The organism is Streptomyces angustmyceticus, assembly GCF_019933235.1.
GTDB lineage: Bacteria > Actinomycetota > Actinomycetes > Streptomycetales > Streptomycetaceae > Streptomyces > Streptomyces angustmyceticus.
The window spans coordinates 7,759,549-7,783,585 of the sequence record NZ_CP082945.1; the positions used below are offsets into that span (position 1 = coordinate 7,759,549).

The following is a 24,037-nucleotide window of genomic DNA, read 5'->3' on the forward strand; positions in this document are numbered from 1 at the left end:
GCATGGTGAATTCGGCTGAAGCCTCGCTGACCGCTGAAGAAATCGTTCCCACTCACTGGTACAACGTGCTGTCCGACCTCACCGGAGTCGAGGACGCGGCGAAGCTGCGCCAGGCAAGGCCGGAGGGCCGCGAGGGCGGTGGTACGGTCACCCCGCAGATCCCGCTGTCGATGTACCGGCAGAGCATGGGCCAGGAACGGTTCGTCGAGATCCCGCAGCCGGTGCGTGAGGAGTACCTGCGCTGGCGGCCGACCCCGCTGCACCGGGCACGCCGGCTGGAGCGGCTGCTCGACACCCCGGCCCGCATCTACTACAAGTACGAGGGCACCAACACCACCGGCAGCCACAAGCTGAACACCGCGCTGGCCCAGGCGTACTACTACAAGCAGGCCGGCATCACCAGCCTGACCACCGGCACCGGCGCCGGCCAGTGGGGTTCGGCCCTCGCCGTCGCCTGCCGCATCTTCGGCCTCGAATGCACCGTCTACATGTGCCGGGTCAGCTACGAGCAGAAGCCCTACCGCCGGATCATGATGGAGATGAACGGGGCCAAGGTCATCTCCAGCCCCAACGAGAACTCCGAGGCCGGCCGCGCCGCTCTGGCCCGTGACCCGAACACCGACGGCAGCCTGTCCATCGCCAACGCCGAGGCATTCGAGCACGCGCGCCAAGTGGAGCGCTGCAACCTCTCGGTGGGCAGCGGGGAGAACCACGTCCTGCTGCACCAGACCGTGATCGGGCAGGAGGCGGTCCGGCAGTTCCGTGCGATCGGCGACTTCCCGGACGTGGTGATCGGCTCGGTCGGCGCGGGCAGCAACTTCTCCGGCATCACTCTGCCGTTCTTCCACGAGAAGGTGCGCGAGGGCCTGGAGACCCGGTTCGTCGCGGTGGAACCGGAGGCGTGCCCGAAGCTCACCAAGGGCCGCTACGCCTGGGACTACAACGACTACACCGGCATCACGCCGATGACCAAGATGTACACCCTGGGACACACCTTCGTCTCCCCGGGCATCCACGCCGGCGGCCTGCGCTACCACGGCGCCGCCCCCTTGGTCAGCGCGATGTATCACCAGAAGCTGATCGAGGCGGTGGCCTACCCGCAGCGCCCGGTGTTCGAGGCAGGTCTCACCTTCGCCAACGAGGAGGGCATCATCCCGGCCCCCGAGTCGGCGCACGCCATCCGGGGCGCGATCGAAGAGGCGCTGCTGGCCAAGAAGGAGGGCAGGGAGAAGGCCATCCTGTTCAACCTCAGCGGCCACGGACTGCTCGACCTGTCGGCCTACCAGCAGTTCCTCAGCGGAAACATGACCGACATGGGGGCGTCGGACGAGTTGATCGCCTCATCGCTCGGACGCCTGCCCGCCATGGACGAGCCGGGCGCCGCTGCGCGCTGACGACGAGCCTAAAGAGGGGACAGGTCGTGCAACACCTGACCGACACGGTGCTGGACGTCGCAATCGTGGGCACCGGTCCGCGCGGGATCTCGGTCTTCGAGCGGATCGCGGCCCATCTGAGGGCCGGGACGGAGCCACCACGCATCAGAATCTGGCTGATCGACGCGGTGGAACTGGGAGCCGGCCGGATCTGGCGAACCGACCAGGAGACCAGCTTCCTGATGAACACCGTCGTCGGTGAGATCAGCATGTTCTCCGGGATCTTCGACGGCGAGCCGTCCCGGCCGGGCGCCGGCCTGTCCTTCCAGCAGTGGTTACCCACGCAGCCGGAACCGGAACTGGCCGGACTGGACCATGACGACTACGCACCCAGGTACGCCTACGGCCGGTACCTGCGGTATGTGTACGACTCGGTGGTGCGGTCCATGTCCGGGCTCGGCGAGGTCGTCGAAGTGGTCGGCAAGGTGACCTCGTTGCGGGACAACGGCAGCGGCTACGAACTCCGCCTCTCCACCGCGGACGACGAGCGCACCGTGGCCGTCGACGCGGTGGTGATCACCACCGGGCACGCCCCTGCGGAGCTGTCGGAGCACCAGTCCGAGCTGGCGCGGTTCGCACAGGAGAGGCCCGGACTCCGCTACCTCAGCGGGGATTCGGCCGCCGATCTGGACCTGCAGTCGATCCCGCCCGGCACCGAGGTCGGCGTCGTGGGGCTCGGCCTGTCCTTCTACGACATCCTGATGTCCTTCACCGTCGGCAGGGGCGGGAAGTTCAAGGTGAACGGTGACGGGGCCATGTGCTACGTCGCCAGCGGCAACGAACCCTCGGTGGTCGCGGGCTCGCGCAGCGGACTGCCGATCCGCTCGCGGGGCCGCAACCAGAAGGGGGTGACCGGCCGCGCCGCGCCGAAGTTCCTCACCTCCGCCGCCATCGGCCGGCTGCGCGAGCGCAACGCGGTGCAACGGGGCACCCCCGCCCTGGACTTCGACCGGGACGTGCTGTCCTTGCTGCAGGCCGAAATCAACTACGTCTACTACACCACCCAGGCACGGACCCAGCACGGTCCGGAACGTGCCGAGGCGGTCGGCGCCGAGCTGTGCGCACTCGGCCCGGAACCGGCGAAATGGCGCGAGGTGGTCGTGCGCCACGGACTGGAGGACGTGGAGCCGGTCGACCTGGACCAGCTCTCCAGACCCTTGCACTCCAGACGGTTCGACTCCGGTGCCGACGTGGTCGCCGAGGTGCGGCGCATCCTGCTCGCCGACATCACACAGGCCGGCCGGGGCAACGTGGACAGTCCGCTCAAGGCCGCGCTGGACGCCATCCGGGATTCCCGCGAAGTGCTGCGGCACGCCGTGGACTTCGGCGGCCTGACCCCGCGCTCCCACCGGGCCGACTTCCTCGGCCGGTTCGTCACGCGCACCTCGACCCTGTTCACCGGCCCGCCGCTGGAGCGCACCGCGCAGTTCCTGGCCCTCGTCGACGCCGGGGTGCTCGACGTGGCGGGGCCGGACGTGCTGCACGGATGCGACGCCGAAGCGGGCCGGTTCTTCCTGGAATCCCCCGCCGTCGAGGGCTCGCGCCGGCACTGCGACGTGCTCATCGACTCCCGGATCCCGACCGCGGGACTGATCCGCAACACCGATCCGCTGATGCGGCAGCTCGTCGAGGACCGGATGGCCGTCGACTTCGTGCACGCCGACAGCGAAGAGATGTTCGCCACCGGGGCACTGCACATCACCCCGGCCGAGCGCCGGGTGATCGCCGCCGACGGCCGGCCGCACCGGGCCCTCTACGCACTGGGCATCCCGACCGAGCGGGTGTGCTGGTTCACCCAGATCGGCAACGGCAGGCCGGGTGTGCACACCTCCTTCTCCAGGGACGCCGACGTGATAGCACTCAGCGTGCTGCGCCGGGCCGAGTCCCACACCTTCCAGTGATCGGGGACAAGTTGTCCGGGCAAGACGACGCGTACCGGGAGTTCCGCGCCGCGCGGGACCTCCTTCTGCACCACGCCGACGACCAGGACGCCGCGCGCAAGGCGTTCCGGTGGCCGCGGCCTCGGCACTTCAACTGGGCGACCGACTGGTTCGACCGGATCGCCGAGGGCAACGACCGGGTGGCGCTGCGCATCGTCGGCCAGGGGGAGCGGACCTTCCAGGAGCTCTCCCGGCGCTCCGACCAGGTCGCCGGCTGGCTGCTGTCGCGAGGCATCCGCCGGGGCGACGTGGTGATGCTGCTGATGGACAACCGGATCGAGCTGTGGGAGCTGATGCTCGCCCTGATCAAGATCCGGGCCGTGGTCGCGCCCGCGTTCATCACCATCTCGCCAGAGGAACTGCGCACCAGGATCGGCCGGGCCGGAGCCCGGCATGTGATCGCCGACCACCGGATCGCGTCAGGGCTCGCCGTGGACGGCCTCGGGACCAGGATCATCGTGGGCGGGGAGCGCGGGGGCTGGATCGACTTCGCCTCCTCGGCCGGGCACGAGGGCGGCTTCGTGCCGGAGGGGCCCACCGAGGCCGACGAGCCGCTGTTCTACTACTTCACCTCCGGCTCCACCTCACGGCCGAAGCTGGTGGTGCACACGCACGTCAGCTACGCGATCGGGCATCTGGCGAGCATGTACTGGAACGGGCTGAAGCCGGGGGACGTGCACCTCAACGTCTCCGCCCCGGCCTGGGCGAAGTACCCATGGAGTTCGCTGTTCGGGCCCTGGAACGCCGAGGCCACCGTGGTGTCCATGGACAGTGCCGACGCGACCCCGCAGCGGCTGCTGCAGGTGCTGAGCACCGGGGAGATCACCAGCTTCTGCGCGCCGCCCAGCATCTGGCGGGCACTGATCCGGACCGGGTTGCCCGACGGCCTGCCCGGATTGCGGCACGCGGTCAGCGTCGGCGAACCGCTCATGGGCGACGTGGTCGAACAGGTCCGCGGGCTGGCCGGGGTGACCGTCCGCAACGGGTTCGGACAGTCCGAGGTCACCGCCATGGCCGGGGTCACCGCCTCCTCCCCGGCGGACCCGGTCTCCATGGGCTACCCGCTCCCGGGCTACGAACTGGTGGTGGTCGGGCCCGGCACCGACGAGCCGGCCCAGGAGGGCGAGCTGTGCCTGAACCTGGCCGACGAGCCCGTCGGCATGATGCGCGGCTACCTCGACCCGGAGGACAACGCCACCAGCCACACCCCCGGCGGCCTCTACCGCACCGGTGACCTCGCCCGGTGGGACAGCGACGGCTCCCTGGTCTACCTCGGGCGCCGCAAGGATGTGTTCGAGGGACCGGACGGGGCACTGATCGCCCCGCTCGAACTGGAACACGTGCTGGTGCTGCACCCCGCCGTCGCCGAACTGTCCGTGGTACCGGTGTCCGAGGGCACGGCGCAGGTACCCAAGGCGTACGTGGTGCTCAGCGCCGGCTGGAACGCCAGCCGCGCCACCGCCGAGGCGCTCTTCGCGCACCTGCACAAGGGGCTGCCCGAGCCCAAGCGCGTGCGGTTCCTGGAGTTCGTGGACGACCTGCCCCGCACCGAATCGGGCAAGGTCCAGCGCGAGGCCGTCCGGCGGCTGCGCAGGTCCCGCAGCGTCGAGTTCGCCGCAGGACCGCCGGCCGCCCTGGCGTAGCCTCGCCGGTCATGGCCCGCCGTACGAGCTGTGGCCCTCCCGCGCTACCGGACCGACGGCAGCGCGGGAGGGCCACCTGCCCTCGTCAGACCGTCGCGGAGGAGTGGGCGGAGCCCAACAGGGCACTCACGGTCGTCAGCTGCTCCGCTCCGACCAGCCGTGCGGCAAGCGCGAGTCCCGCCTCGTGGGCCGCGTCGCCCGCGTACGTCCGACTCGCGTCCGTGACGATCCGCGGCCGGAAGCCCCGCTCGAAGGCGTCGACGGCCGTCTTCAGCACACACATCTCGGTCGCTATCCCGCAGATCACGAACTCCGTCCACCCGCGGCGCCGGACCAGCTGGTCCATCTCCTCGGTGAACGCGGAGTACCGGACCTTGTCCACCACGGCGAACGAGCGGGCGGCGTGGTCCGCGAGTCCGGGGATCAGCTCGTTCTCCGGAGCCGACCGGAAACCGGTCCAGTGCATGAGCCGCTCGTAGGGAGAACCCGGAGGGTTGAGGAACCGGGTGAAGACGACATCGCGCCCGGTGTGCTCCCAGCGCTCGACCAGGTCGACCACGGTGGGCACGACGGGTGCCGTCTCCGGCGTGATGAAGCCGTTCTGCATGTCGACGACCACCAGGACCTCGGTCATCGCCGCACCTCGCCGCTCTCGCCGGCCAGCCATTCCTGCCACTCGGGGGCGCGCAGGGCAGGCCCCGGCCATATCGATGTCCCCACCCAGGACCGCACCGGCCTGATGCCGTGCAGTGCGTTCACCAGCCACACCTCTTTTCCTGCCAGCTCTTCCACCGGTACCTGTCGCGGCGAGACCGGAACGCCGAGCCGCGCGGCCCGCTCCTGGATCACCGCCGTGGTGACTCCGCCCAGCACCGGCAGCTCCGGGGACGGAACGCAGAGCCGCTCCCCGTCCCACCACAGCACGCTCGCGTAGCCGGCCTCCAGCACCACGCCCGACTCCGTGGTGAGCAGCGCCTCCTGCGCGCCCCGCTCCACCGCTCGGTCGCGCAGCGCGCCGAGCGCGTCGAGGTCGGGCCCTTTCAGGCGCGGAGCCGTCCTGGGGTCGGCGGTGTCGGACACCCATACGCTCACCGGTCCGCCCCGTGACGGTGCCGGCCGGACCCGCAGACGCAGCTCGCCCGGCTCCCCGGCGGACAGCTCCACGCGCGGGAACCAGTCGCCGGACCGGGGGAGCGTGCCGAGGGCCGCCTGCCAGAACGCCGCGGCGGTCTCCTCTGACACGCTCCCCACCTCGGCGCAGCCCCGCAGGAAGCGCTGCCGGTGCAGGTCGACGCGGCGCACCCGGCCGTCGCTGAGCAGCCAGGAGTCGGCCAGGGACAACCGTGTCCCGGCCGTGGGGAGCGTCCCGTCCGCCGGCTGCAGGGAACCGTCCCGCCAGAGGAACGCCCGCTCCCCTCCCGGGGGCGGGCCCACGTCGCTCACCACTTCCCGGTTCTGAGGATGTGCCTGCGCAGCTTCCCGTTGGGCGTGCGGGGAAGCGCGTCCACCAGGTGCACGACGCGCGGGACCTTGTGGGGCGCGAGCCGTTCCCGGGCCAGGGCGACGAGTTCGGCGGGCAGCGAAGCGGGCCGGCCGTCCGGGTCACCGGGCACGATGAAGGCGTGCAGCTGGGTGACGCCCTGGGCATCCGCGAGCACGGTCACGCCTACCTCCTTCACCGCGGGATGGTCGCCCAGCGCGGCCTCCACTTCCAGCGGGGAGACCGTCACGCCGCCGACCATTTCCATGTCGTCGGCGCGCCCGACGTGCCGGTAGGACCCGTTCCTGCCCCGCACCACGCGGTCGTGGGTGGCGAGCCAGCCGTCCACCAGTGTCCGAGCCGTGTCCTGGGGCCGGTTGAGGTACTCCGTCATCAGCGTGGGACCGCTGACCCACAGGTCGCCCTCGACCTCGTCGGCAACCGGATCGCCTGCCTTGTCTCGCACGTCGAGCCGGTATCCGGGGACGGCGCGGCCGATCGTACCGGGCACGCGGGAGTCCACCCCGTTGGAACAGAACGCGTGGCCGACCTCGGTGGAGCCCAGTTGGTCCAGCACCGGCGCGGACAGGAACTCCGAGATCCGGCGGCCCAGGTCCGGACGCAGGTTCTCGCCGGCCGACACGGCGGCCCGGACGGTGGCGAACACGGCGGGGTCACCGCCGCTGATCAGGTTGGCGTAGGCGGACGGCACGGCGTAGAGGATCGTGACGCCGTGCCGTGCGATCGCCTCACGCACCGCCCCCGGCGTCTGCCGGTCGCCGAGCAGCACGACCGAGGAACCGGTGTACAGCGGGAAGGCGACGGCGTTCCCGAACCCGTAGGCGTAGAACAGCTTCGACAGGGACAGGCCGACGTCGTCCGGACCGATGTGGAAGAGCTCCTCGCCCACCGCACTCGCGTAGACGGCCACGTCCTGGTGTCGGTGCGGCACCCCCTTGGGGACACCCGTCGTCCCCGACGTGTACTGCACGTAGAGACGCGCGTCGGGGGCGACCGGCCGGGGCTCGGCGGCCGGTGCGTGTTCGGCCGCCGTCATCAGCGCCTCGACGTCCAGCACGGCGGTGCCGCCGAAGCCGCCCGCCCGTTGCGCCGTGGTCACCACGAGCGCTGCCTTGCAGTCGTCGACGATGAACCGGTGACCGTCGGCGGTCAGGTCGGGATTGACGAGGACGGCGGTCGCGCCGAGGACGGCGGTGCCGAGGAACGCGGTGAACCACCCGATCCCGTCGGGCAGCGCGACCACCACATGGTCGCCAGGCCGCACCCCGTGGTCCGCCAGAACCGTCGAGGCCCTGGCGGCCAGCTCGTGCACCTGCCCATGAGTCCAGCTGCGTTCGGCGGTGTGTACCGCGGGGCGGTCGAGCCAGCCCGATCGTGCGGCGCGCTCGGCCAGGTCGGCGGCTGTGTTCACCATCGTGCGGTCCTTGTCGGTTCGGTGTCCGGCAGCTCCGTCGGCTGCTCGGGCGTGGAGAACAGCGCACGGAGCGGCGCCGCGGCCTTGAGCAGCACCTCCGCGTACTCCTCGGCCGGGTCGGAATCCAGCACGATCGCTCCTCCGGCGCCGATGTGCATCATTCCGTCGGCGAAGACCACCGTGCGGATGACGATGTTCAGATCTGCCGTGCCGTTGCACGACAGGTAGCCCAGCGTCCCCGAGTAGACACCGCGGGCCTGCGGCTCCAACTCGTCGATGATCTCCATGGTCCGCAGCTTCGGCGCCCCGGTCATGGAACCGCCGGGGAAGCAGGCGCGCACACAGTCCACCGCGTCGGTTCCCGGCCGGAGCTTGCCGCGGACCGTCGAGACGAGCTGATGGACCGTCGGGTAGCTCTCGATCGCCATCAGCTTGGGCACGTGGACGCTGCCCACCTCGCAGACCTGTCCGAGGTCGTTGCGCAGCAGGTCGACGATCATGAGGTTCTCGGCCCGTGTCTTGGCGCTGTTGGCCAGTTCGAGCTTGAGCTCGGTGTCCTTCGCGGGCACGGCATGGCGCGGGGCCGTGCCCTTGATGGGCTTGGACTCCAGGATCCGCTGCCGGTCCAGCTTCAGGAACCGCTCGGGTGACGAACTCGCGATCTCCACGTCGCCCAGCCGCAGGAAGGAGGCGTACGGCGCCGGGTTGTACCTGCGCAGCCGCCGGTAGAAGTCGAAGGCGTCATCGACGGCCGGGAGTTCGGCGGCGGTGGTCAGGCAGATCTCGTAGCTCTCGCCGGCCACGAGCGCGTCCTTGCACCGTGCGATGTCGTCCAGGTACTGCTTCCGGTCCCGCATCAGCCACGGCTCGACCAGAGCCTCGTCCGTGGCCTGTGTGGTCACCAGCCGCACGGGTTCGGCGGGGGGAAGTTCGCGCAGGGAGGTGAGCGTGTCGTCGAGCCAGTGGTTGGCGGACAGTTCGCCCTCCACGCTGTTCTCGGCGAGGCACAGCAGGTAGGTCAGACAGTCGTGGTGGTCCACGACGACGATCCGGTCGGCGAACAGCCAGCCGGCGTCCGGTGTCCGGGCCTCGTGACGGTTGGGTGAACCGAGGCGGCCCTTGAGTTCGTAACCGAAGTAGCCGACGTAGCCGCAGGCGAAGTCGAACGGCAGCCCCGCCCGGTCGACCCGGCGCTGCTGGAGCCGGCCCTGAAGGTAGTCGAAGACGCTGCCGGGTACGCGGCGGGGGAGGTGGCCCTGCCGTTCGACGGTCACCACGTCCTCGGCGCTGTCGTAGCGCACGAACTCGGACAGCGGGCCGCTGCCGTCACCGAGGAAGGAGAAACGGCCACGCCCGGGGTCGGTCTGGGCACTGTCCAGCCAGAAGGCGTGCGAGGAGCCGGCGAACAGGTGGGAGAAGGCCGACTCGGTGTCCACGGTGGACTCGAAGAGGCTGACGTGCAGCCGGTACTCCGTGCTGTGCGGAAGTTCGGCCTCCGCCGCGGCCGGGCATGGCGGGCTGGTGACCGGCACCGGCCGCGACCGGTGTGCGATCGTGAGGTCACGGAAGTTGGCGAAGAGCTCCGTCCCGAATTCGGTGGCTATCGACTCGGGGTGGAACTGGACGCCCCACAGCGGCCGGTGCCGGTGCCTGAGGGCCATCAGGACGCCGTCCTCGGACCAGCCCACGCCTTCGAGCTCGTCCGGCAACGGTTCCCGCACGCACAGGGAGTGGTAGCGCACCGCGGTGAAATCCTGCGGCAGACCCCGGAAGAGATCCTGCCCGTTATGACGGACGGTCGTCAGATGGCCGTGTTTGGGAGCCGGAGCGGGCACCACCTCGGCCCGCGAGCCGAGCGCGATCCCCTGGTGCCCGAGACACACACCCAGCACCGGCACGGTCGCCTCGGCCAGCACGCGCGCGGAGATGCCGAAGTCCCGTTCCCTGCCGGGGTGTCCGGGCCCCGGGGAGATGACCACGTTGTCGAACGTGTCCCATTCCAGCGCGTCGCTTCCGGGCGCGTCGTTGCGCACCACCGTCGGCTCCTCGCCGTTGACGACGGCGAGCAACTGGAACAGGTTGTACGTGTAGGAGTCGTAATTGTCGATCAGCAGAGTCCTCATCGAGGCTGCTCCTCCCGAGCCAAGGGCCCGCCGTTCGGATCAGTGCCGGGCGGCCAGATCCGCCACCGCTTCGGTCACGTGCATCGCCTGCGTGGCGTTGAGGCGGGGATCGCACAGCGACCGGTAGCCGATGGCCACATCGCGTTCGTTGTCAGGGCCGCCGGGGCCGACACACTCGGTCACCTGGTCGCCGGTGACCTCCAGATGCACTCCACCGGGCCACTGGCCCGCGCGTCCCAGTACCTCGAAGAACCCGGTGAGTTCGTCGAGTACGTCCTTGGTGTGCCGGGTCTTGATCCCGTCGGAGGTGACGACTGTGTTGCCGTGCATGGGATCGCAGACCCAGGTCACCGGGTGGCCCGAACGGCGGGTCACCTCGACGAGCTCCGGAAGGCGTTCCCGGACCCGCCGCGCGCCGAGCCGGACGACCAGCGTGAGCCGCCCGGGCCGCCGGTCCGGATCGAGGCGCTCGCACAGCTCCAGCAGGTCCTCGCTGCGGATGCCGGCGCCGACCTTGCACGCGACCGGATTGATCACGGCCGACAGCAGGGCCACATGGGCCCAGTCGGGCTGCCTGGTCCGCTCGCCGATCCACGGCAGATGCGTCGAACCGGCGAACCACTCGCCGGTGACCGGGTCGAAACGGGTCAGGGGCTCCTCGTAGTCGAGTACCAGGGCCTCGTGGCTCGCCCACACGCGGTCCCGCCCCGTCGCGGCGTCGAGCCGGTGCAACCGGTCCAGCACCATACGAGCGGTCTGGTACGCGGCGAGCATACGAAAGGGATCGGCGCGCCTGCTTCGGGCGTCGGGCTCGGTGCCGTTGACCAGCAGGCCACGGAAGATCGGCAACACCGTCCCGTCCACCGTCTCCACGGGCTGCGACCGGGGTTTGGCGAACTGTCCCGCCACCCGCCCGACGGCCACCGCGGGAAGCTTCAGCCGGGCCGTGACGGCGTCGGCCATCCTGCCGATCAGCCGGTGATCGCTCTCGGCGCCGCGCACCGCGTGCCTGCCGAAGGGCTCCGCACAGGCCCCCGCCTGCAGCAGGAATGCCTCGCCGCGCTGCACCTGGGCCATGCGGACGAGCAGGTCTCTGGTCTCGTCGGCGCCGACCAGGGCCGGCAGGGCCGACAGCCGTCGGCGGACGGCGAGTGCGGTGACCGGGTCCGGCCAGTCGGGCTGTTGGGCGGCGGGCGGGGAGCCGGCGGTGGGCGACGTCTTTAACGTGGTCCTTTCCCGTGCATGGGACCGTTGTTCTCCGATGCGGGTCGAGATCGGCATAAGGCGTGCCACTATTCCCCTCTTCCTGCGTTTGAGCCTTGTGACGCAGGCCAAGATTATTTGAACATCCCGTTCAATACGGATTCAAGTAGGTACCTTGAGGTACGCGAAAGGCCGCGAGAGGCTTCACGTACGGGCGCGCATTGTGGGCGCGGGCACGCGTTAAAGGCCCGGTGACCTCCCAACCTGGTACTGGTACCACCTGGTTCGGCCAGGTCCACGCACCTTGAGGTACGTAGTTGTGCGGCTTCGCTCACGCAGGGTACTTTCCTCAGGTATAGCGTCCGCAATTGCGGAATTCCCGGTCGTGCGCAGGCCATCGCTCACATGGCGTTCCGAGGCCGGCGACCAGCGAACTTTTCAGGAGGACGGCAGATGTGCGGTGTTGCCGGATGGGTCAGTTTTCGCCAGGACCTCTCGCACGAGGAGAACATTCTCGCGGGAATGACCAACTCCATGACCTGCCGCGGCCCCGACGCTTCCGGGCAGTGGCTGTCGAGGCACGCCGCCCTCGGGCACCGCCGGCTGTCGATCATCGATCTGCCCGGTGGGACACAGCCCATGACGGTGGATACGCCCGGTGGCCCCGTCACCATGAGCTACAGCGGCGAGACCTACAATTTCGTCGAGCTGCGCGATGAACTGCGCAAGCGCGGACACACATTCCGCACCAGGAGCGACACCGAGGTCGTGCTGCGCGGATACCTCGAATGGGGTGCCGCAATCGCGGAACGCATGGTGGGAATGTGCGCCATCGCGATATGGGATTCCCGGTACGAGCGGCTCACTCTGATCAGGGACCGCATGGGTACCAAGCCCATGCACTACTCCCGGACCAAGGACGGCCTGCTCTTCGGGTCCGAGCCCAAGGCGATTCTCGCGCATCCTGACGCCAAGCCGGTCGTGGACATGGAGGGAATGCGTCAGCTCTTCAGCTTCTTCACCTCGTCCGAGAACGCGGTGTGGGCCGGCATGAAGGTGATGACGCCCGGGACGGTCATCGAGTTCGACCGCAACGGACTGCGCGAGCACACCTACTGGCAGCTGTCCGCCGAGGAGCACACCGACGACCTGGACACGACGGTGGCCCGGGTGCGGCAGATGGTCGAAGACAACGTGCGGCACGAGCTGGTCGCCGATGTGCCGCTGGGCCTGCTGCTCTCCGGCGGCCTCGACTCCAGTGCCCTGGCGGGAATCGCCAGCCGGCACCTGACCGCCAAGGGGGACCGGGCCCGCACCTTCTCGGTGGACTTCCCCGGCCAGAGCGAGAACTTCCAGCCCCACGAGATGGCCGACTCCGCCGACGCGCCCTACGCCAAGGAGATGGCCGCGCACATCGGTTCCGAGCACCACGACATCGTGCTCGACCACCGCCGGCTGTCCGACCCCGACCTCCGGCGGTCCGTGGTGGCGGCCTGGGACCTGCCCTGGGGCATGGGCGATATCAACGGCTCGATGTACCTGCTGTTCAAGGCCGTACGCGAGCATGTGACCGTGGCGCTCAGCGGCGAGGCCGCCGACGAGATCTTCGCCGGCCACGTCTGGCACCAGTCGAAGGCCGCGCGGTACGGCGGCACCTTCCCGTGGCACACCACCTGGCTCAAGCGGGTCGACTGCTCCGCCTACCTGACCGGCGAGTTCAACGCGGCGCTCGACTCCGACGCCTACACGGCCGACCGCTTCCAGGAGGCAACCGCACGGGTCCCGTACCTGGACGGCGAGGACGAGGAACAGCGCATGTACCGGCGGTCCCTCCACCTGGGGCTGAACCACTTCATGCGGGTGCTGGAGGACCGCGTCGACCGGATGGCGATGGCGGTGGGCCTGGAGACCCGGGTGCCGTTCTGCGACTACCGCCTGGCCCAGTACCTGTACAACGTGCCGTGGACGATGCAGACCTTCGACGGCAGGGAGAAGAGCCTGCTGCGCGCTTCCGTCAAGGACGTGGTGACCCCGTCCGTGGTGGAGCGCCGCAAGAGCCCCTACCCGTCCACCCAGGACACGCTGTACGTCGGCGCGCTGCAGGAGCAGGTCAAGATCCTGCTGAAGGAGCCGAGCAGCCCGGTGTTCGACCTGTTCGACCGGAGCAAGCTCGCCGAGGCGGCCGAGCTGTCGCCGCAGCAGATCGCCGGCGCCCCGCGCGCGGCTTTCGAGAAGGCCCTGGACCTGGCTGTGTGGTTCGAGATCCGTAACCCGGAACTGCGGTACTGACCCTACGGAGGAGCAGTGAGCGACGAGCTCAGTCTGACCCGGGGCTACAACCTGCTCCGGATGAACGCGGACACCGAGAACCGTGATTCCACCTTCACCTTGAGCGGCCGCGAATACGAGCTGCTGGAAGGGGTTTTCGCGCCGACCCTCTGCCCGTCCACGGAAATCTACGCGGACTGGCTTCCCTACCCTGCGGGCGGCAGCTTCCTGGAGATCGGGGCGGGAGCCGGCGTGATCTCCGTGACCGCGGCCCTCAGTGGTTGTGCCCGGGTGACCGCGCTGGACATCAACGAGCGGGCCGTGGAGAACACCGGACGGAACGTGGCGCGGCACGGCGTCGCCGACCGGGTGCAGGTGCTGCACAGCGACATGTACTCCGCACTGGACCGCCACGCACGCTTCGACCTGGTGTTCTGGAGCTCCAGCTTCATCGAGCCGTCGACGGGCTTCGCGCACGAGACGCCCCTGCACCACGCGATATTCGACCCCGGATACGCCATGCACAAGGAGTTCCTGCGGTCGGCGGCCGGCCATCTCGAACCAGGCGGCAGGCTCCTGCTCGGCTACAGCAACATGGGAAATCGCAAGCTGCTCGCCGAGGCGGCCGACAGCGCGGGACTGCGGTTCGAGCAGTTGCACGCGGCACCGCACCCTCAGCTCGCCGATGTCGAATACCAGTTGCTCGAGTTTCATGCGGCAGATCGGCCTGGGAGCTGACAACAGAATGGAGACGGGGCGGGTCCAGTGAACCGAACAGAAGAATCCGGCTACCGCTCACTGTTCAAACAGTGGGACAGCCGGTCCTGGGTGCGGTCGAAACCGCGCAGGAACGGAGCGTTCGCGAGCGGTTTGCACTACTTTTCCCCTGACCTGTGCCCGCTGCTCGCCCACCCCGAGGTCCGGGCAGCCCCGGCACAGGTCCGGGAGGAGATCCTGGTGCACTCCCTCTACGTGTACCTGGAGTTCACCGTTCAGCTGGAACTGGGGCCGGTGAACGAGACCTGTCTCCTGCTGCACTCACCGGACTTCTGCCCGTGGCTGCCCGCGGCGATGAAGGAAGACCTCCTGCGCATCTACACCGACGAGGCAGCGCACGCGGAGATGTCGCACACCCTGCTGGCCACGGTCCGGGACCACACCGGTGTGGAACCGGTTCTCCACCGGCCGTACTTCCTGCAGGAACTCTCCCGTCTGTACGCGGCGGAACTTCCGGTGTACCGGCCCCTGGTGAAGCTGTTCTTCTCCATCGTGTCCGAGACGCTGATCACCGGAAGTCTCACCAAGCTGCCGAAGGATCCCTCGGTGCAGCAGGCGGTACGGGAACTGGCCGCCGACCACGCGACGGACGAGGGCCTGCACCACGCCTACTTCCGGCGTCTGTTCAAGTCGCTGTGGCCGAAGATGCCGGCTCCGCTCCAGACCAAGATCGGAGCCCTGCTGCCCGAGATCATCCTGGCGTTCCTGCGACCGGACGAAGCCGCGATGACACGCACGCTCGCCGGCTACCCCGAGATCTTCGAAGACCCGGCGCGCGTGGTGGCCGAGACCGTGGAACTGCCACGGGTCCGCGGAAGCCTGGTCGACAACGCGGCCCCCACACTGAGAATGCTGGCCCAGGAAGGTGTGTTCTCCGACCCGGTGATCTCCGCAGCGTTCGACAAGCACGGTCTGCGCCAGCACGCATGACCCATCGGCCTCGGGCGTGCGGAGGGGGACAGGTGCCCCTCCGCGCCGGCAGGCACGTCGCCGTCCCGACCCGCAGAGGCAGGAGACCGTGGTGATCAACGACTACATACTCGCCCTACTGTCCGCACCCCCCGCGAATCCCATGGAGTTCGCCGACGGACAGCCGGCGCTGTGGATGGACAACTTGCGCAAGTGGCTCGACCGCGCGGCCGAACTCGACCACAGCTTCCGCTTCGACGAACCCGTACCGGACCAGGACAACCGACGGCTCCGTCTGAGGACCCGTCTGCCCCTCGCGTCCACCACGGACTTCGTGATCCACACGTCGGCCGGCTTCGACCGGCCCGGCCCCTCGTGGGCCGGTCCGGCGGATTGTGACCTCGTGGTCCACTTCCTGTGCATGACGGACCGGCCCGCCGCGCCGCAGTCCCCGCCGCGGGAGGACCCCTGCACGCCGTGGGCCGGTCGCGAGGGCCTCCTCGTCGTGGAGCCCCGGTGGGCGGCAGCCGTGCTCATGGCGCATGAGGCCCCGTTGTTCTGGGGTGCGTCAGCACGCGAGGAGAGCAAATCGCTGCTGGACAGCCCGCGTTCCGGCGCCGGCGGGGCGGGCGGCGCGTGAAGCGCGACCGTCCCCCTTCTTGACGGCCAGCCGCACCGCATCCCGCTTGCTCGGCCGCACGGGTCGGCCACCTCGCCTGCTCCCGGGCCTGTAGGGACAGCTCCCGCATCTGCGCGAACGAAGGTGCGCCGGCACGGCCCCTCCCGACCCGGCGCGATGAACTCCGCAAGCGCCGGACCATTCCCGCCTTCTCCCGCGGGCGCCCGGCAGCACTCGGCAGCAAAGGACGGGAAAACCCTGCCGTGTCATCGAGGAGAGAGCTTCGCTCCGCCTCTCCCCTTCGAGCACTTCGCGGCCCGCTGGAACCCCGCCGAACTCCACGGCGTCTTAGTCTCTTTGGCCCGCTATCGCACCCGCTGGCGACACGTCAAGAAAGCGCGCTCATGATCGTGTTACAGGCTCTGAGGAGGTGATAACGTTCCGAACTGTCGGGGGATTCTTCACACTTGGAGCAGGGTCATGCAAGTTTACCCTCATCGTATCCTTCCCGAGGCACGCCATACTGCGCCTGTGGATTGTCCCACCTGGCGGTGCATGCAGTCGTCGATGGAGAAATGGGCCGACGGCCAGCCCAGACAAGCATTAAATCTGGCCCGGGAAGCCGCACGCCGTGGAATTCACTGCACATCCGGTCCGGATGTCCCACTGCAGGCCCATATATGGATGGCCAGACTGGCCATTACCCTGCGTCAAAACAGTGAAGCCGAACGTAGTATTGCGGCCGCTGAGCGTTCCGCTGCGCTTTCCGGTAATCACCATCACCAAGCCGTTCTGGAACTTCTCCGAGCGGCTTTGAACTGGAACCGGGGACGCGTTTCCACGGCGCTCGAACAGGCGCAGGCCGTCCTGGCGGCTCCTGAGGAGACGTCGAAGAGCTGGAAACCGTACGCCCGTGTCCTCCTGGCCCTGGGCGCACTGAGACGGGCGGACCTGGGCACCGCCGGCGCGTATGTACGGCAGGCCGCGATGGACTGGGCACTCGGGAACACCTACGGCCCGGCCTGTGCGTGGATGGTGGTGCAGACAACCGAGGCGGAACACGGGGCGGAGGCGGCCGCTCCGCTGGTGGAGCAGGTCATCTCGCCGGGCCAGGACCGCGAAAGACTCCTGCTGGCGGACCCGGCGGCCGCGGCGTGGCTGACCCGCTTCATGGTGCGCCGCGACGGGAGAAGCGCCGAAGAGATCGCGGTCACCGCCCGGGCGCTCGCCACGCGGAGCGGGAACATGCCCGCGCTGGAGGCAGCCGCCCGCCACGCCGAGGGGCTCGTCCGCCGCAGTGCCGCGGATCTGCTCTTCGCCGCCGACCATCACCCCGACCCATGGGCCGCCGCCTCCGCCAGGGAGGACCTCGGAGTGCTGCTCGCCGCACAAGGGGCCTCGCAGCAGGCCATCACGGTGCTGGAACACGCCGCGACCGGGTACTTCACCGCGCAGTCCCCCCGGGACGTGGCCCGGCTCAAACGCCGGCTCCACCGGCTCGGCCGCACCCGCGACCAGGCGGACCGGCCCGAGGAGCCCGGCACGGGAATCCTCGGGCTGACGAAGACCGAGACCGCTGTGGCCGAGCTGGTCGCGCTCGGACTCTCCAACGCGCAGGCCGCCCAGAGGTTATTCATTTCCCGGCACACCGTGGCCCATCACCTGCGCAGCATCTTCAAGAAGCTCCGCATATCGTCCCGTGTCGAGCTTGCCCGAACCTGGATGGAAAGCTGCAGATAGAAACCCGGGAGCGGCGCTCCAGCGCCAGCACCCTACTCTCGCATGAATTCCATCTCCCGCTTCGTCCAGTCGAAGTCGCTCCGCGCATCGACTATTTTCTGCTCGTGCTCGTCAAGCCATTCCCGGACGCCGCCCACGAGTTGCAGCAGAGTCATTCCCAGCTCGGTCAGTTCATATCCGACCAATCTTCCGGTGGCATTCTTCGACGCAGTGAGGGGGCCTCTGACGTACCCGTCGCGCTGCAGCTTGTGAAGCGTCTCGATGAGCACCTTGTGGTTGATTCCCTCAAGGCGGCGGGTGAGTTCGTTGAACCGGCGCCTACCACCGTCTAATTCGGACATGACCTCAAGTGACCACCTTCCCGAAAGGGTACACAGGACTTCCTTGATGGGAATCTCCGTGCCGTTCTGCATCGGCGTTGATTCATGGATTGACTGTGTCACTGGGATCACCGCTTAGTGCTGTGTCGATCAGTTTTGTTCGCCCGGGAAGAAGGTTCTCGAAGCCAGTCCTCGACGAGGCCGGCTGCGCTGTCGCTGTGCTGTTCCAGCATCGTGAAGTGGTTGCCGGGAGCATCCAGCGCGACGTGCTCCAAGGGCCAGGAGGTCCGCCACTGACGTCCGTCCGCCTCCGTCTCCTGAGCCATCGGTTCCGATGCCCGCAGGAACAAGGTGGGCGTGTCGACGACGGTGGGCTTCCAGCCTTGGAACAGCCGCAGATACGCGCCCATCGCGGTCAGGCGGGTGTCGTCGACCGGCACCTGCACGTTGTCGCGCTCCAGGATCGCCGCCATCAACGCGGGGGCGATGGCGTCCTGGTCGTCACCGCCGGACAGATCGAGCACGTCCGCCAGGACCACCCCGGCCGCCGGCGTCCCCTGTGCCTCCAGGTGTGCGGCCAGCGCGTGCGCCAGAATGCCGCCGGTGGAATGACCGAACAGCACGAACGGCTCCGTGAGGCCGGCCGCGCCGAGCCCCGAGGCCAGTGCTTCCAGCACGGCCCGCTGAGTCGCCGGCACCTGCTCACCGCGGCCGAAGCCGGGCAGGGGCAGCGCCCACACCTCGCGCTCCCCACGGAACGGAGCGGCCAAGCGGGCGTACTGGTGCGGCCCGGAGACGGCCAGCATCGAGGGCACGCAGACCAGGGCAGGCCCACGGCCGCCTTCGCCGAGCCGGACCGGCCTGCTCACCACGCCGGTGTCGAAGGCGGGCCGGAACTGCGACATCTCGGTGAGCAGTGCCAGGAACGCGCCTGCCCTGCGGGTATCGGCGGCCTGCCGCAGCAGCGTGCCCATCAGGTCATCTGACGCCTCGGGGGCGGGCGCCCGCTCGGTGAGTTCATTGCGCAGGTGCCGGGCGAGTGCCCTCGGTGTGGAGTGGTCGAACAGCGCCGCCGGCGCGAGACGCAACCCGGTTGCCGCAGCCAGGCCGTTCCGCAGTTCGACGGTGGTCAGCGAATCGAAGCCCAGCTCGAGGAACTCGCGGTCGGCCGGGACCTCGTGCGTGGGGCCGTGTCCCAGAACCGTGCGGATGTGGGTGCGCAGCAGGTCCAGCAGCACCAGGTCCTGCTGGTCAGAGGGCCTTCCGGCCAGCTGGTCGGACAGGGACGGCCCCGCGCCGGCCGCGTCGGCCGCGACGGCCCGGCGCCCACGGGGGACCAGCCCCTTCAGCAGGGCGGGCGCCAGGACGTCGGTGTCATCGGCGCGCCGCACGGTGGCGAGGTCCAGCCGGATCGGCACCAGCACCGGTTTGCCCGCCGCCCGTGCCGCGTCGAACAGCGCGAGACCCTCCTCGTTGGACAGCGGCCGCACACCGGACCGGATCATCCGGCGAAGGTCGACGTCCGCGAGGTCCCGGGTCATCGCACCGCTCTGTTCCCACGGCCCCCAGGCGAGCGAGAGCGCCGGAAGACCGGAGGCGTGGCGCTGCTCCGCCAGGGCGTCCAGCATCGCGTTGGCGGCCGCGTAGCTGCCCTGGCCCGGTCCGCCGAAGACGCCCGCGGCCGAGGAGAACATCACGAACGCGGACAGATCGAGGTCCCGGGTCAGCTCGTGGAGGTGGAGGGCGCCGTCCACCTTGGGGCGCAGGACACGGCCGAGGTGCTCTTCGGTCAGCGCCGGGACGACCGCGTCGGCCAGCACCCCCGCGGTGTGCACGACGGCGGTGAGCGGCTGGTGCTCGGGCACAGCCCGGATCACCGCCGCAAGCGCCGCGGAATCGGCCACGTCGCAACGCACCTGGACGACGTGGGCGCCGAGCGCGGACAACTGCTCACCGAGCGCGCGGTCCGGTTCGCTTCTGCTGACGAGCAGCAGGTGGCGCATGCCGTGCTCGACTACGAGGTGCCTGGCCAGCAGCCTGGCCAGCGCCCCGTTGCCGCCGGTGATCAGCGTCGTGCCGTCACGGTCCCAGGCAGTCGCCTGCCCGAGGTCCCGCCCTGCCCTGGCCAGCCGGCGCGCGTGCGCCACACCGGCCCGGATCATCAGCTGCGGCTCGGCCGAGGCCAGCGCCGCCGGAACCGCGGTGACGGAGGCCCCGTGCTCGTCCACGTCGACCAGGCCGAACCTGCCGGGGTTCTCCGACTGGGCCGAACGCACCAGGCCCTGGACCGCGGCCGCGGCGAGGCCGGACCCGTCGTCCGCGCTCCGGGTGAGGAACACCAGGCGGGTGGCGGCGAGCCGCTCGTCGGCCGGCCACGCCTGGAGGAGAGCCAGCGTCTTGGCCAGCGCCGTCCGAGCGGAGTCCGCCCGCGATACCTCGACGACGGCCACCTCCGGCACCGCGAGCCCGGACCCGATCTCCGCGACCAGCGCGTCCAGATCGGGCAACGAGCGTGCCCCGATGGGCAGTTCACCGGTGCCCAGCCGCACACAGGACACCGGGGCCGCCGTGACCTGCTCCGGCACCAGGTCCACCTGGAACAGCGCGTTCGCGTGGCCGCTGGACAGCGTCGGGACAGGCCGGGCCGTCAGGGACTCCGCCGCCGCCACCGCCCGCCCGGAGGAATCGGCCACCAGCACCGACACGGATGCCGGTCCCGTGCGGCGCAACCGTACGCGCAACGCCCGGGCGCCCGTGGCGAACAGCGACACCCCCGTCCAGGCGAACGGCAGCCCCCCGTCCCCGCTCGCGATGTGCAGCGCCGCGTCGAACAGGGCCGGATGCAGCCCGAAGGAGCCGGTCTCGTCGTGGCGCTCCTCGGGCAGCGCGACCTCGGCGAACAGGTCGTCACCGTGCCGCCAGGCCGCGCGCAGTCCGCGGAACGCCGGACCGTAGTCGAACCCGTCGTCGGCGAGCCGGTCGTAGAAGCCGCTCAGGTCGACCGCGGTCGCAGAGGCCGGCGGCCACTGCGTGAGTTCCTCGGTCCCGGCCTCGACGGCGGGTGTCAGGACACCACTGGCGTGGCGCGCCCAGACGCCGTGCTCGGTACTGCCGTACACCCGCACTTCCCGCCGCCCGGCCTCCTCGGGCCCGAGGGACACCTGCAGTTCGACCTGGTCCTGCTCGCGCAGTGTCAGCGGTGTTTCAAGGGTCAGCTCCTCGACCGTGGGGCTCCCGACCTGGTCGCCCACGTACAGCAGGAGATCGACGAAGGCCGTCCCGGGCAGCAGGGCCGTGCCGTGGACGAGGTGATCGGCCAGCCAGGTGTGCGTGCGCAGCGACAGGCTGCCGCGGAACACCAGCGTGTCCGGGGCATCGGCGAGCTGTACCGAGTGGGTGAGCAGGGCGTGACCGAGCTCGTCGGCACCCCCTGGCGCGCCGGGCGTGTCGGCCAGCCAGTAGCGCCGGTGCTGGAAGGCATAGGTCGGCAGTGCCTGCCCGCGCGCGCCCGTGCCGTCCCAGAAGGCGGGCCAGTCGACGTGCACACCATGGGTGTGCAGCCGGGCGGCCGCGGTCACGAGGCTCCGGGACTCCGGCCGGTCCGTACGCAGCGTGGGGGCGAACACCGTTCCCTCGACGTCGTACAGGCAGTCCTGCCCCATTCCGGACAGCGCCCCGCTCGCGCCCAGCTCCAGGAAGGCGCGCACGCCCTGGGAGGCGAGTTGGCGCATGCCGTCGTGGAAGCGCACGGCTTCCCGCACGTGCCGGGCCCAGTAGTCCGGAGAGGACAGCTGATCGGCAGTGGCAAGGAGCCCCGTCACATCCGAGATCACCGGGATCCTGGGGGCGTGGAACGTCATGCCGGCGGCCACGCGTCGAAACGCGTCGGCCATGTCGTCCATATGAGCCGAGTGGAAGGCGTGGGAGACACGCAACCGCTTGGTCTTGCAGCCACGGCGCTCGAACTCTTCCTTGATGTCGAGCACCGACCGCTCGTCACCGGAGATCACCACGGAAGACGGCCCGTTGATCGCGGCGATGGACACCTGGCCGCCGGCCTCGGCCACGAACGGAGCGACCTGGTCCTCGGACGCCTGGAGGGCAACCATCGCCCCGCCCCGGGGGAGAGCCTGCATGAGCCGCCCACGAGCCGCCACCAGCGCGCACGCGTCCGGAAGCGAAAGGCATCTGGCGACATGGACGGCAGCCAGTTCACCGATCGAATGCCCCAGCAGGAAGTCAGGCTTGAGGCCCCACGACTCGACCAGCCGGAAAAGGGCCACGGAGAGCGCGAACAACGCCGGCTGGGTGTAACCGGTCTCATCGAGGAGCCGCGCCGGCTCCGAGTCGGGTGCCGCGAACATCACCTCACGCAACGGGACGTCCAGGTGGGGGTCGAAAGCCGCGAAGACCGCGTCCAACGCCTCCGCGAACACGGGGAATTCCTCCGCGAGCTGCCTTCCTGCCCCCAGCCGCTGGCTGCCCTGCCCGGGAAACAGGAACGCCGTCCGCCCGGCTTGCACACGCGTGCTCTTGGCAGCGCTGAGCGCCGCCAGCAAATCGTCCCGGGTCTCACCCACGACCATGGCCCGGTGTTCGAAGTGGGCCCGTCCCGTGGCGAGGGTGTATCCGACGTCGACGGGGTCGAGTTCGGGGTGGGTTTCCAGGTGGGTGCGCAGGCGGTCGGTCTGGTCGCGTAGTGCGTCCGCGCTGCGGCCGGACAGGACCCAGGGCACCACGCTGCCGGTCTTGCGGGTGGGGGGCTGTTCCGGTGGAGCTTGCTCGATGATGACGTGTGCGTTGGTGCCCGATACGCCGAAGGACGAGACGCCGGCCCGGCGTGGTCGGTCGGATGCGGGCCATGGCTGTGCGGCCGTGGCGAGTTCGACGCCTTCGCCCCACTGGACGTGCGGGGAGGGCGTGTCCACGTGCAGCGATGCCGGGACCACGCCGTGTCGCATTGCTTGGACCATTTTGATGATCCCTGCGACGCCGGCGGCGGCTTGGGTGTGGCCGAGGTTGGACTTCACGGACCCGAGCAGCAGTGGGGTGCCGGAGCGCTGCTTGCCGTACGTTTCGACCAGGGCGCCGACCTCGATCGGATCGCCCAGCCGTGTCCCCGTGCCGTGGCCTTCCACGACATCGACGTCACCTGGTCCCAGCCCGGCACCCGCCAATGCCTGTCGTACCACCCGCTCCTGGGCGCGTCCGCTCGGTGCCGTCAGCCCGTTCGAGGCGCCGTCCTGGTTCACGGCGGAGCCCCGCACCACGGCGAGCACGCGATGTCCGTTCCGCACCGCGTCGGACAACCGCTCCACCACCAGCACACCCACACCCTCGCTCCAGCCGGTGCCGTCGGCCGCCGCGGCGAAGGACTTGCACCTGCCGTCCTGGGCGAGGCCGCGCTGCCGGCTGAACTCCACGAAGATGCGCGGGTTGGCCATGACGGTGACGCCGCCCGCCAACGCCAGGGAGCACTCGCCGGACCGCAGCGACTGCACCGCCCAGTGCAGCGCCACCAACGACGACGAACACGCCGTGTCCACCGTCACCGCCGGCCCTTCGAGCCCCAGCACATACGCCACCCGGCCAGAGGCCACACTGCCCGCCGTGCCGATGCCGAGATACCCCTCGATTTCCTCGGGCAGCGTGGCCACCCCGGAACCGTAATCGTGGTACATCACTCCGGCGTACACGCCGGTGCTGCTTCCGCGCAGTGTGAGGGGATCGATCCCGGCGTCTTCGATGGCTTCCCAGGACGCCTCCAGCAGCAACCGTTGCTGCGGATCGACCGACAACGCCTCCCGCGGCGAGATGCCGAACATCTCCGCGTCGAAGTCGCCCGCACCGGCCAGGAATCCGCCCTCGGCGGTGTACGACGTGCCGGCCACGTCCTCGGAACTGAACAGCCGGTCCAGGTCCCACCCACGGTCGTCGGGGAACGCGGAGACGGCGTCCCCGCCCGACATGAGCAGCTTCCAGAGGTCTTGAGGGTTCTGCACACCGCCGGGGTAGCGGCACGCCATTCCCACGATGGCCACCGGCTCGTGCTGGGCGTCCTCGACCTCCTTGAGCCGGCGGCGGGTCTGCCGGAGGTCGGTGGTCAGCCGCTTCAGCGTGTCGAGGATCTTCTTGTCGTCAGCCATC

15 protein-coding genes are annotated in these 24,037 nt (G+C 69.7%); 8 read left to right on the plus strand and 7 right to left on the minus strand.

Going from position 1 to position 24,037, the window contains the following annotated elements; translation table 11 throughout:
* Positions 1 to 2: 2 nt before the first annotated feature.
* Genes K7396_RS34005 through K7396_RS34015 form a run of 3 tightly spaced genes read left to right on the plus strand, consistent with a single transcriptional unit; the run spans position 3 to position 5,016 of the window.
* Entirely contained in the window at positions 3 to 1,394 is a 1,392-nt protein-coding gene (locus K7396_RS34005; protein ID WP_086715968.1) for a TrpB-like pyridoxal phosphate-dependent enzyme, read from the plus strand.
* 26 nt (positions 1,395 to 1,420) lie between these two features.
* Positions 1,421 to 3,334, plus strand: a complete 1,914-nt coding sequence (locus K7396_RS34010; protein ID WP_158101086.1) for an FAD/NAD(P)-binding protein — start codon at positions 1,421 to 1,423, stop codon at positions 3,332 to 3,334.
* 11 nt (positions 3,335 to 3,345) lie between these two features.
* Positions 3,346 to 5,016, plus strand: coding sequence for an AMP-binding protein (locus tag K7396_RS34015; protein WP_223660309.1), 1,671 nt, complete (start codon positions 3,346 to 3,348; stop codon positions 5,014 to 5,016).
* Positions 5,017 to 5,101: 85 nt separating this feature from the next.
* On the opposite strand, the gene K7396_RS34020 is transcribed toward K7396_RS34015, so the two are convergent.
* From K7396_RS34020 to K7396_RS34040, 5 genes are read right to left on the minus strand one after another with little or no spacing between them, the layout of a single operon-like run.
* Positions 5,102 to 5,650 (minus strand): cysteine hydrolase family protein, encoded by a 549-nt coding sequence (locus K7396_RS34020; protein WP_086715974.1) that lies wholly within the window; start codon positions 5,648 to 5,650, stop codon positions 5,102 to 5,104.
* Entirely contained in the window at positions 5,647 to 6,462 is an 816-nt protein-coding gene (locus K7396_RS34025) for an aminotransferase class IV (protein WP_086715976.1), read from the minus strand. The genes K7396_RS34020 and K7396_RS34025 overlap by 4 nt, the downstream gene beginning before the upstream one ends.
* A complete protein-coding gene (locus K7396_RS34030) occupies positions 6,456 to 7,931 on the minus strand; it encodes an AMP-binding protein (protein ID WP_174887022.1) in 1,476 nt (491 codons plus the stop codon). The genes K7396_RS34025 and K7396_RS34030 overlap by 7 nt, the downstream gene beginning before the upstream one ends.
* Positions 7,925 to 10,054: an aminodeoxychorismate synthase component I gene (pabB, locus tag K7396_RS34035; RefSeq protein ID WP_086715978.1), complete on the minus strand. Its 2,130-nt coding sequence runs from the start codon at positions 10,052 to 10,054 to the stop codon at positions 7,925 to 7,927. The genes K7396_RS34030 and pabB overlap by 7 nt, the downstream gene beginning before the upstream one ends.
* 39 nt (positions 10,055 to 10,093) lie before the next feature.
* Positions 10,094 to 11,335 carry a 3-deoxy-7-phosphoheptulonate synthase gene (locus K7396_RS34040; RefSeq protein ID WP_086715979.1) on the minus strand — a complete coding sequence of 414 codons (1,242 nt, stop codon included), beginning with the start codon at positions 11,333 to 11,335 and terminating at the stop codon, positions 10,094 to 10,096.
* Positions 11,336 to 11,710: 375 nt separating this feature from the next.
* On the opposite strand from K7396_RS34040, the gene asnB reads away from it, so the two are divergent.
* The 5 genes from asnB (at position 11,711) to K7396_RS34065 (ending at position 17,570) form a co-directional block, all read left to right on the plus strand.
* Complete coding sequence (gene asnB, locus K7396_RS34045) at positions 11,711 to 13,546, plus strand: asparagine synthase (glutamine-hydrolyzing) (RefSeq protein WP_086715982.1); 1,836 nt, start codon at positions 11,711 to 11,713, stop codon at positions 13,544 to 13,546.
* 15 nt (positions 13,547 to 13,561) lie between these two features.
* Complete coding sequence (locus tag K7396_RS34050) at positions 13,562 to 14,263, plus strand: methyltransferase (protein WP_223660310.1); 702 nt, start codon at positions 13,562 to 13,564, stop codon at positions 14,261 to 14,263.
* Positions 14,264 to 14,290: 27 nt separating this feature from the next.
* Complete coding sequence (locus K7396_RS34055) at positions 14,291 to 15,232, plus strand: diiron oxygenase (protein WP_086715985.1); 942 nt, start codon at positions 14,291 to 14,293, stop codon at positions 15,230 to 15,232.
* Positions 15,233 to 15,323: 91 nt separating this feature from the next.
* Positions 15,324 to 15,851 (plus strand): hypothetical protein, encoded by a 528-nt coding sequence (locus tag K7396_RS34060; protein ID WP_086715987.1) that lies wholly within the window; start codon positions 15,324 to 15,326, stop codon positions 15,849 to 15,851.
* 663 nt (positions 15,852 to 16,514) lie between these two features.
* Positions 16,515 to 17,570 carry a helix-turn-helix transcriptional regulator gene (locus tag K7396_RS34065; protein WP_158101087.1) on the plus strand — a complete coding sequence of 352 codons (1,056 nt, stop codon included), beginning with the start codon at positions 16,515 to 16,517 and terminating at the stop codon, positions 17,568 to 17,570.
* Between the two features lie 32 nt (positions 17,571 to 17,602).
* On the opposite strand, the gene K7396_RS34070 is transcribed toward K7396_RS34065, so the two are convergent.
* Positions 17,603 to 17,983: a winged helix-turn-helix transcriptional regulator gene (locus tag K7396_RS34070; protein ID WP_086715991.1), complete on the minus strand. Its 381-nt coding sequence runs from the start codon at positions 17,981 to 17,983 to the stop codon at positions 17,603 to 17,605.
* Between the two features lie 35 nt (positions 17,984 to 18,018).
* A complete protein-coding gene (locus tag K7396_RS34075) occupies positions 18,019 to 24,036 on the minus strand; it encodes a type I polyketide synthase (protein WP_086715992.1) in 6,018 nt (2,005 codons plus the stop codon).
* Between the last annotated feature and the right edge of the window lies 1 nt (position 24,037).